The 9,177-nt window shown below is 36.3% G+C and carries 8 protein-coding genes and 3 tRNA genes; 7 read left to right on the top strand and 4 right to left on the bottom strand.

The features are described 5' to 3' along the window. Positions 1-336 precede the first annotated feature (336 nt). From ACQR30_RS13975 to ACQR30_RS13965, 3 genes are all read left to right on the top strand, one after another. Positions 337-408, top strand: a tRNA-Glu gene (locus tag ACQR30_RS13975). A gap of 149 nt (positions 409-557) precedes the next feature. Then, positions 558-1,832, top strand: a complete 1,275-nt coding sequence (gene purD / locus ACQR30_RS13970) for a phosphoribosylamine--glycine ligase (protein WP_429736166.1) — start codon at positions 558-560, stop codon at positions 1,830-1,832. 25 nt (positions 1,833-1,857) lie between these two features. Continuing rightward, complete coding sequence (locus tag ACQR30_RS13965; RefSeq protein WP_429736164.1) at positions 1,858-2,082, top strand: hypothetical protein; 225 nt, start codon at positions 1,858-1,860, stop codon at positions 2,080-2,082. A gap of 9 nt (positions 2,083-2,091) precedes the next feature. On the opposite strand, the gene ACQR30_RS13960 is transcribed toward ACQR30_RS13965, so the two are convergent. After that, positions 2,092-3,873, bottom strand: a complete 1,782-nt coding sequence (locus ACQR30_RS13960) for an AMP-dependent synthetase/ligase (protein ID WP_429736162.1) — start codon at positions 3,871-3,873, stop codon at positions 2,092-2,094. A gap of 122 nt (positions 3,874-3,995) precedes the next feature. Here ACQR30_RS13960 and ACQR30_RS13955 point away from each other — a divergent pair. Next, a tRNA-Leu gene (locus tag ACQR30_RS13955) sits at positions 3,996-4,081 on the top strand. Here ACQR30_RS13955 and ACQR30_RS13950 read toward each other — a convergent pair. Continuing rightward, positions 4,047-4,862: a zinc ribbon domain-containing protein gene (locus tag ACQR30_RS13950; RefSeq protein ID WP_429736160.1), complete on the bottom strand. Its 816-nt coding sequence runs from the start codon at positions 4,860-4,862 to the stop codon at positions 4,047-4,049. The genes ACQR30_RS13955 and ACQR30_RS13950 overlap by 35 nt on opposite strands. Positions 4,863-5,106: 244 nt before the next feature. Here ACQR30_RS13950 and ACQR30_RS13945 point away from each other — a divergent pair, with 244 nt between their 5' ends. The 3 genes from ACQR30_RS13945 (at position 5,107) to ACQR30_RS13935 (ending at position 7,677) form a co-directional block, all read left to right on the top strand. Beyond that, the gene (locus tag ACQR30_RS13945; RefSeq protein ID WP_429736158.1) at positions 5,107-5,769 is read left to right on the top strand and encodes a hypothetical protein; all 663 of its coding nucleotides are present in this window, start codon (positions 5,107-5,109) and stop codon (positions 5,767-5,769) included. A gap of 159 nt (positions 5,770-5,928) precedes the next feature. Next, on the top strand, positions 5,929-7,071 hold the full coding sequence (locus ACQR30_RS13940; RefSeq protein ID WP_429736156.1) for an ATP-binding protein: 1,143 nt from the start codon (positions 5,929-5,931) through the stop codon (positions 7,069-7,071). Positions 7,072-7,455: 384 nt separating this feature from the next. Beyond that, complete coding sequence (locus ACQR30_RS13935; RefSeq protein WP_429736154.1) at positions 7,456-7,677, top strand: hypothetical protein; 222 nt, start codon at positions 7,456-7,458, stop codon at positions 7,675-7,677. 919 nt (positions 7,678-8,596) lie between these two features. On the opposite strand, the gene ACQR30_RS13930 is transcribed toward ACQR30_RS13935, so the two are convergent. Both ACQR30_RS13930 and ACQR30_RS13925 read right to left on the bottom strand, forming a co-directional pair. Continuing rightward, positions 8,597-8,668: transfer RNA gene (locus ACQR30_RS13930), tRNA-Val, on the bottom strand. A 203-nt stretch (positions 8,669-8,871) separates the two neighbouring features. Continuing rightward, positions 8,872-9,177: hypothetical protein (locus tag ACQR30_RS13925; protein ID WP_429736152.1), on the bottom strand; the 306-nt coding region annotated here is incomplete at its 5' end.

Below are 9,177 nucleotides of genomic sequence, written 5' to 3'. Positions count from 1 at the left end.
CCACCTACTTAACTGCCTTCCTTGTTGTATTTTTGCCGGAAAACTAAACGACCGATACGGCCGAATCCGTTAATCGCAACTTTAACTGAACTCATATCTTTTTTTTTAGTTTGTTTAATAATGCGGAGCGAATTTACATAATAACAGAACTTATAGCAAATATTTAACTATTTAATGGGGAATGATTGTTAGTTAGGAATTTCAGCTATAATACGAAGACCTGTTTCATTGCATTAATTCACAAGGAGTAAAATAAAAATTTTTTTAAATAGAAAGCAGAAAAAAATTTGGCTATGACGTAAAAAATTATACCTTTGCCATCCCAAAACGAATAATGGAGCGTTGGTCAAGGGGTTAAGACACCTCCCTTTCACGGAGGAATCACGGGTTCGATTCCCGTACGCTCTACAAAGGAAAGGTTTAAAAGTTGCAGAGTCCGGCTTTCTATTGAAAGTCGGACTTTTGTATTTTTTAGCGAAAAATGCTTCTTGGATAGCCCCATATAAAAATTGCTTATTACTTTCGCTACAAATGATTTCAGCACAAACTTTTAAAAAATGAATATACTCTTGTTGGGTTCTGGTGGTCGCGAACATGCAATTGCTTGGAAATTAAAACAAAGCCCGTTGTGTAATAAGTTATTTATTGCACCTGGAAATGCAGGCACCTGCGGGTTTGGAGAAAATGTACCCATCGGTGTAAATGATTTTCAAATGCAAAAGGATTTTTGTTTACATAATCAAATTGAAATGATCGTTGTAGGACCGGAAGATCCTCTGGTCAATGGTGTATATGATTTTTTTAAAGACCAAGAGGATTGGAAGGGTATTGTGGTTGGTCCCTCCAAATTTGCTGCTCAGCTGGAAGGTAGTAAGGCCTTCTCTAAAAAATTTATGCAACGCCATGCTATTCCTACAGCGGGATATGCAGAATTTAATGAAGCAAATTTTGAAGAAGGGAAAAATTATATTCGACAACATTCTCTTCCAATAGTTTTAAAAGCTGACGGTCTGGCCGCTGGGAAAGGTGTTGTAATTGCACAGTCACATGAAGACGCCTTACAAGTTTTTGAAGAAATGATTTTGCACAAACAATTTGGTGAAGCTTCTTCTAAAGTAGTAATTGAAGAATTTCTAGACGGTGTTGAAGTGAGTGTTTTTGTGTTGACAGACGGACAGGAATATAAAATTCTTGGTCACGCAAAAGATTATAAGCGAATTGGAGAAGGCGATACCGGATTGAATACCGGAGGAATGGGTTGCGTAACGCCAGTTCCATTTTTGAACGATAATTTCATGCAAAAAATTGAAACCAAAATTATTCAACCAACTATTAATGGTTTAGCGAAGGAAAATATTATTTATAAAGGATTTGTCTTTTTTGGATTGATTAATGTCAAAGGAGAACCGATGGTCATTGAATATAACTGTCGGATGGGGGATCCGGAAACAGAAGTAGTTATCCCAAGACTAAAGAATGATTTGGTAGAACTTTTTGTGGCAATGGATACGGGTAATTTATCTCAGCAAAAAATTGAAACAGAGGCGCGGGCTTGTGCGACGGTTGTAGCTGTGAGCGGTGGCTATCCGGGAGATTATCAAAAAGGAAAAGTTATTACTTTTCCTCAAAATATCCCTGAGGGCTCAATAATTTTTCATGCGGGTACAAAAGAACAAAATGGAAACGTGCTTACCAATGGTGGCCGGGTTTTGGCAATTACTTCTTTTGGCGACAATATTATTGATGCGGCAAAACAATCGAAAAGCCTTTTAAAGGAAATTTCTTTTGAAGGAATGAATTTCAGAAAAGATATTGGGTACGAATTTGAATAGAGAGCATCGTTAAAAACTAATAAATATGCAATTTTTAGGTGGACATGTTGATGATCTCATTGTTTTGATTGTCTTCATTTATTTATCTTTAATGGTTAGTGGAAAAGCAACGCTTTCCGCGCAAAGACAGGCTAAGTTTGAAAAGTTTATGCAACAAAAAAGAGGTAAAATTTATAAAATCGTCGTATATATAGGTACCGCTTTATTTGCATTTATAGTCCTCGTTGATATGATGGGTTGTAGGCGTTAAAGCCCCCTGTCAAGAGAATAGTTTATTAATTTTCGCTTTATATTTTTCTGCAACGACTTTTCTGCGCAGGCTTAATTTTGGTGTGAGTTCTCCTGTATCAACAGTCCATTCTTTGGATAGTATCATATGTTTTTTTATTTGCTCGTGTGCATTAAAGTACCCATTCGCTTCTTTAATAATAGCGGAATACCGCTTTCTCACTTCCACATGTTGAATAGCTTGTTCATTATTTTCAAAAATTAGATGATGCCGCTCCATCCAATTTTTAAGCGCGGAAAAAGAAGGCACAATTAAAGCGCCTACATATTTTTCATCCGCACCCATGACCATTGCTTGCTCAATCAAATAACTTTCTTTTAGCTTATTTTCCAATGGTTGTGGCGCTATATATTTTCCATTGGATGTTTTGAATAATTCTTTTTTTCTATCAGTAATTTTCAAATACTTTCCCTCTACCAAAGCACCAATATCCCCTGTGTGCAGCCATCCATCAATAATTGTTTCTTTGGTAAGTTGTTCATTTTTATAATAGCCTGCCATTACAGTTGGCCCTTTTACACAAATTTCTCCGTCGCTTTCTAACTTCATCTGTAAGCCATCAATTACCGGTCCAACAGTACCATATAGTGACTGATTGTTCATAGAACGGTTCACAGAAATTACGGGGCTATTTTCTGTAGGTCCGTAACCTTCATAGACAGGTATGGCTGCGGCATTAAAAATGCGCAGCAAACTTTCTGGACAGGCGGCGCCTCCGATAATGATATAATTAAGATGCCCTCCAAGAGCCTTTCTCCATTTGGAAAAAACCAACCTATCGGCTATTTTTAATTTGGATAGGTATAAAGGATGATGCTTTTTTCGGTTATCGTATTTTTTTGCCAATCTAACGGACCAAAAGAAAATATTTTTTCTGACACCCTGTAATTGATAACCCGCATTCATTATTTTTTCAAATACCTTTTCAAGTAAGCGGGGAACAGCTGTGAAAATATGTGGCTTCACTTCTCGAATATTATCACCAATTTTTTCTAAACCTTCCGCAAAATAAATACTGATACCGCTCAATAGATAAACGTAACTTAAACATTTTTCAAAAATATGATTGAGCGGCAAAAAGCTCAAGGCACGCATATGTGGGTTATCGGGTAGTGGAAAACTTTCTTTTGAAAGCATGACACAGCTCAAAATATTTTTATGAGAAAGCATGACACCTTTTGGAATGCCCGTGGTACCCGAGGTGTAAATGATGGTAGCAATATGTTCATTGCTAATATATGCTTTTATTTCTTCTACTTTTTGCAAAGATGTTTCAGTAGCCGATGCTATAATTTCTTTCCAATTATCAGCTGTTGTTTTGTCAAACGAAAACGTATTTTGTATGGAAGGAATGTTCTGAATCGTAGATTGATATTTATTTAATAGCAACTGATTACCGATAAAAATATACCTTACTTCAGCCTCTTTTAAGATGAATGCTAATTCGTTTTCATTGGTCGTTGGATAAATAGGAATAAGAATTGCGCCTAGTTGCTGCACAGCCATATCTGCTATAAGCCATTCAGGGCAGCTATTTGCAATGATTGCAATTTTATCGGCGCCTTCTGCAGAAAAGTCTCCTGCACTTACCCCAAGCTGTAAAAGTCCGGCACTCAGGTTGTTGACATCTTGCTGAATTTGGTGTGTACTTAACTTTGTCCATTCTCCATTTTGTTTAGCAACAAGCATATCCTTTTTGGGAAAGTTTTTCAATTGATAGGCTATAGCATCAAAAAGCCTGGTAGGTTGCATGATTGCGTATTTTTATTTTTAAAATTGCTCATAGCAAAATACAAAAAATTATTTTTCTTTTGAAAGAAAACCAATATGTAATATATCTCTGTTTGCAAACTTAACCTTATTTTTGCGCTCCTGCGGAGGTGGCGAAATTGGTAGACGCGCTACTTTGAGGTGGTAGTGCCCGATTATGGGCTTGGGAGTTCGAATCTCCTCTTCCGCACTTGTCGACACAAAGTGGTTTTTGAACCACTTCGTGTCGATTTTTCTTTTCTGAAACCCTTATCCAGCGTGTATATCAGCCGAACAGCTTCGTTAAGCCTGCCAGTTCGATCGCCATATTTTGTAAAACTTAATTTTTCCGGAAAAATCGAATTAATGACCTCTCGTTTTTTTTCGATGCCCCCCATTTCGTATATCACATCCAGTTTTAATAAGCTACTAATTCCAGCAGATAAAAGGGAGCCGATGTCGGTTCTGTCTTCTTTAAGAATAGAAAATTTTATTTCAAGCTTTTCAAGACGGGCCTTAATATCCGTACTTATTTGGCGATAGTCTACCGGCTCGATTTGTTTGCAAGAGAGTAATTCCATTGAATAAGTTAATCGTCCCTGGAGCTCCTTTATTTTATTAAGAATCTTCTTGTGCTCGTCAGGCTGCTGTGTGGCCTGTTCTGACCATAATTCGACAATTGTATGTTTATATACTTCAACCCAATCGGCTTGAGGTATATATCGCTTTAATTCTTGCAAAAACAGCTCATTGATAAATTCTGCTCTTACTCTGCAAGGTTTTTTTGGGTTTTTACAACCTGCGGAGCAATGGTAATATGCATAGTATTTATTCCGACCCTTGGAGGCACTCCCGGTCAATAAATGTCCGCATTCCATTTCCGGACATATCAAAAACCCCCTAAGAGGCAGTGAAGCGTTAGATGCATATTTAAGGCGGTAATATCTTTTACGAGAATCCAGCACATCTATAACCAAAATTAAGAACTGCATTTATCGTCAAAAAGGACACATCTGAAAAACGCCTTCTCTAACGCAATCCGGACGCTGGTTTTAAAATATTTTTGCCGTAAGTGTCCCATCTGTGAGAGGCAGACTATTTTTTGAGAAAGCGAAACATCTATCTTATTCGGAATTGAATTATTTCTAATTTTGAGCGGCAGTCTAATTTTTATACTGTCGCAAGCAGCTCTAATTGAATAATAGTTTATTTCACAAATATGACAAAAGCTGAATTATGCTAAAGCGTGACGATTATTTAGTCCTGATTGAAGAAATACGGAATACGGAAAAGAAATCATTAGATGAGTATATAGAAAAAGTGCTAGAGCCGCTTAGGGCAGAGAATGAATATTTTATAAAAACTCTTTATAAGTACATTCATTATTTAATCAAAAATATCGGCAAGTTCGGTGAGAATGATTTGGCAATTGAAAACGGTAGCTTGGTAATCGAAGACGGGGACTTAAAATTGACTGGTTACCAATCGCGGCTGCATAATCTTTCATTGTGGTTACATATGGAGATTTGCAAAAAAAATATGCAGGAAAATCCGTTGCACTTTGTAGAAAAAATGGAAAATTTTGAAACTAATTTTTTGAACAAGCCGAATTATACTCCAGAATACAAGGCAAAATTGGATAAAGTAAAAAGAAGCCTGAAAAAAGAAAGAGAACAAAACCTGAATGAGAAAGAGAGCTTTTGGTATAAAATTTGGGACGTTGATAATCTTGAATTGAAACCCAATGTTGGTGGCATAGGCATTAATTTCAATGAGATAATAAATAAGTTTAGAAAAAAATGGCTTGCAGGAATTTTGTTGGACGTTTTAATTATTTTACCGTCAAACGATCCAATTCTTAGTTATTTCACAGTATACTTTAACCTTATTTGCGGTTAAATTGGAGATTTTTAGCATTTGAGCCAGATTATTTCAATTATTCGGTTCATATATTTCGTTATTTTACTAATAACTAAAAGCACACAATTGCTCCTTTTATAAAAATTAAAGTTGTTGATTGACGTAATTAATGTAAATTGCATCAAATGTAATTGAAAAATGGACATCCCACGTTTAGTACAGCAACAGATTGAAGCGCAAATAGGAAAGCAGAAAGTTGTGCTGTTATACGGTACCCGCAGAACCGGCAAATCCACCATAGTAGAAAATATTGCCGACAAATACCCTTCTTCATTATTGCTACAAGGCGAAGATTTACAAATTGCCTCTCTTTTACAAGATCGAACGCTTTCTAATTATGTCCGTCTGATAGCCGGTAAGAAACTTATCATTATAGACGAAGCGCAGGCAGTTCCTAATATTGGTATGATATTAAAGTTCATAATAGACAATATTAAAGGTATTACTATTATTGCGACCGGAAGTAGCAGTTTTGACTTGCAGTCATTTTCGGGCGAACCTTTAGTTGGACGCTCTGTTGTTTTCACGTTATATCCAATTGCACAAATAGAGCTATCACAGATAGAAGATTATTTGACCACCACGCGAAATCTGGAACAACGCCTTATTTATGGTTCATATCCCGAATTATGGCATCTTAATGAAGATAATGAAAAAGAAATTTACCTGAAGCATCTTGTGAACAGTTACTTGCTGAAAGACATATTTTCTTATGAAAAAATCAAGGGAGCAGATATTTTGTACCGTTTGCTTCAAATGCTCGCCTGGCAGGTAGGTAGTGAAGTTAATACAGTTGAACTGGGTAATAGCTTGCAGATAAGCAGGGCAACAGTTGACCGCTATCTTGATTTACTTTCTAAGGTCTTTATTATTTTCCCGTTATCCGGATACAGCAATAATTTGAGAAAAGAAATCAGCAAAAGGAAAAAATGGTTTTTCTATGATAATGGCATTCGTAATGCCCTTATTTCTAATTTTAATCCTTTAGCTGCAAGAAATGACGTTGGACAACTCTGGGAACAATATATTTTAAGTGAAAGAATCAAAGTAAACACTTATCATCAATATTTTCCCCAATACTTTTTCTGGCGCACTTATGACAATCAGGAAATCGATTTTTTGGAACTGGACAATAAACAGCATCTTAAAGCTATGGAATGTAAATGGGGCAATGCCAAAATCAAAAAACCTACGGCTTTTCTTAGTGCGTATCCCAATGCTGTTTATGATATTATTAATCAACAAAATTATTTGGATTGGGTCGCTTATCGGTCTGAATAGATATTTTTACTGAAAAGAGATAAATTTGCAACAAATAAAATGTTTATTGGCAAGCAATCGGATTCAATAACATTTTGCAAAAAGGATTTTATAACTAAAACGCCGGCTGTCTGAAAAGGCAGAAAACAAACGTCGGACACCCTTTATAAAGTGCTGATAATCAATTGGAGTTCGAATCTCCTTTTCCGCACCACATGGGAGTCCATTGGATTCCGGAAAGGACTGATCAGTCATGATCAGTCCTTTTTGACTTATTATCAATGTCTTATTCCGAGGCGTTCAGTGTGCTTCAAGAGTTCAAAGAGAAATCTTAGCGTTCCCGTTTTCTTTGAGGATAACGGGGTTAGTTGAAACCTCGCGAGGAGAACAGGCTGGTCGGCCTTGATGAATTTTATTACCGATTCTAAAGGAAAGGTGCCAAATCTGGTTGTCGTCGACTATGATCGCATAAGCTGGGATGATTCTGAGGTCAGAAAAGAGATCAAAAACTTAAAGCATAATTATAATGCCGAAGTGCTGGTGACGCAGAAGGTTCGGTCTGTTAAAAAGATGGTGGACATCGTCAAGCCGGAACAACAAAAGTCGGCGCACAAAAAATGGGATTAAAATAAAAGCAAACGTCGGTAAATTCAATCTATGCTTATTTAAATGAAGCAAATTGACTAAAGACGATCTCACGTTGTCGAGCCTGCGGCATTACGAGGAATTTGAAAGGTAAAGGTTGCCGCTCTCTCGGTAGAAACCACGGTAACAAATCCCTGATGTGCTTCAGCAATTAAGGACGAAATGTATAGACTCGAGGCCAGGCCCTTACTGGTTAAGCCGCTGTCCAATTTTGTATCCAAAAATACCCAATTCCGTATAAATATCCAAATACTTACCTAATTATACCTAATATTGGGGTTTGGACAAGAATTGTAACGGGCTGATTACTAAAGCGAGTTCAAATCTCCTCCTCCGCTCCAGGTAATACTTTTAATGCGTTTTTACGGCTTTGCCAAGTGGAGTAAGGTTCTTTATCAAAAAGTTCTAATCTGCTCCCCTGAACCGCACTTGTCGATACAAAGTGGTTTTCTAGCCACTTTGTATCGATTTTTCTTTTATGAAATCCTTATCCAGCGTGTATATCAGCCGAACAGCCTCATTAAGTCTACCAGTTCGATGGCCATATTTTGTAAAACTTAATTTTTCCGAAAAATCGAATTAATGACTGCGCAAAGAAAGATGTGCAAAGCGTTTATTTATCACCAGCAGAAAAAAATTATATCCAAAAAGTCTGGAACAATTTGTTGGATGGATGTAGCGATGATATGACACAGTTAAATAATTTGACAACTGCCGCCAACTATCAGATGACCGAAGATGGGAGATTATCTGCCATTGATAAAGTCTACCAAGATATGCAGGATAAAAATGCGTTCGCGAATCATTTTGACAATGAAGTAAAAATACTCATGAACCATAGGATAAAAAAAATATTGAAGCTAAAGAGCTGGAGGTGTCTATTTTATTTCCCTATAATGGGTGGATCTTACGGGATTCGAACCTGTGACCTCTTCCATGTCAAGGAAGCACTCTACCACTGAGCTAAAGATCCAAAAGCACCGCGAAAATAAACAAGTGAGACAATAAATAAAAATGTGATGAAGAAATTTTATTACGCTTTATTATTTTTATAATGAAAAAGATGAAAAGCAAATAATGCATAAAATTTTTGACCAATTAGGTATGGTAAAATTTAAAACGTAAGAATATACTCATATTTCATTGTTCAGAAAAGAAACAAAAGATGTGGGTTCTTTAATTGAACTGTAGCATTTTAGCAGTCATTAGAATTTCCTTGTTAATTTCTTTTTCCGATATGCTATCTGTATAGAGGTAATCTAATTCTATGTGACCCCGCCCATCTTTGGAAATGGAAACAATTTTATTATGATTGTAAGTTCTTAATATCTTTCCTGTGTTATTCTTCTTAAATTCATAATCAGTCATGACCATAATCTTATTATGATTGTCAATTAAATACATAGGAGTTTTACAGTTTCTTACATATTCCACACCTCTATCTCCATTGCATTTATTTTTTAAAGATTCATGCGGAAGATA

It is taken from the genome of Arachidicoccus sp., assembly GCF_050436765.1.
Lineage (GTDB): Bacteria > Bacteroidota > Bacteroidia > Chitinophagales > Chitinophagaceae > Arachidicoccus.
This window is presented reverse-complemented; position numbering and strand designations above follow the sequence as displayed.

Coding starts and splice junctions, on each gene's coding strand:
- purD (WP_429736166.1), top strand. CDS start 558: ATGAATATACTCTTGTTGGGTTCTGGTGGTCGCGAACATGCAATTGCT.
- ACQR30_RS13965 (WP_429736164.1), top strand. CDS start 1,858: ATGCAATTTTTAGGTGGACATGTTGATGATCTCATTGTTTTGATTGTC.
- ACQR30_RS13960 (WP_429736162.1), bottom strand. CDS start 3,873: ATGCAACCTACCAGGCTTTTTGATGCTATAGCCTATCAATTGAAAAAC.
- ACQR30_RS13950 (WP_429736160.1), bottom strand. CDS start 4,862: ATGCAGTTCTTAATTTTGGTTATAGATGTGCTGGATTCTCGTAAAAGA.
- ACQR30_RS13945 (WP_429736158.1), top strand. CDS start 5,107: ATGCTAAAGCGTGACGATTATTTAGTCCTGATTGAAGAAATACGGAAT.
- ACQR30_RS13940 (WP_429736156.1), top strand. CDS start 5,929: ATGGACATCCCACGTTTAGTACAGCAACAGATTGAAGCGCAAATAGGA.
- ACQR30_RS13935 (WP_429736154.1), top strand. CDS start 7,456: ATGAATTTTATTACCGATTCTAAAGGAAAGGTGCCAAATCTGGTTGTC.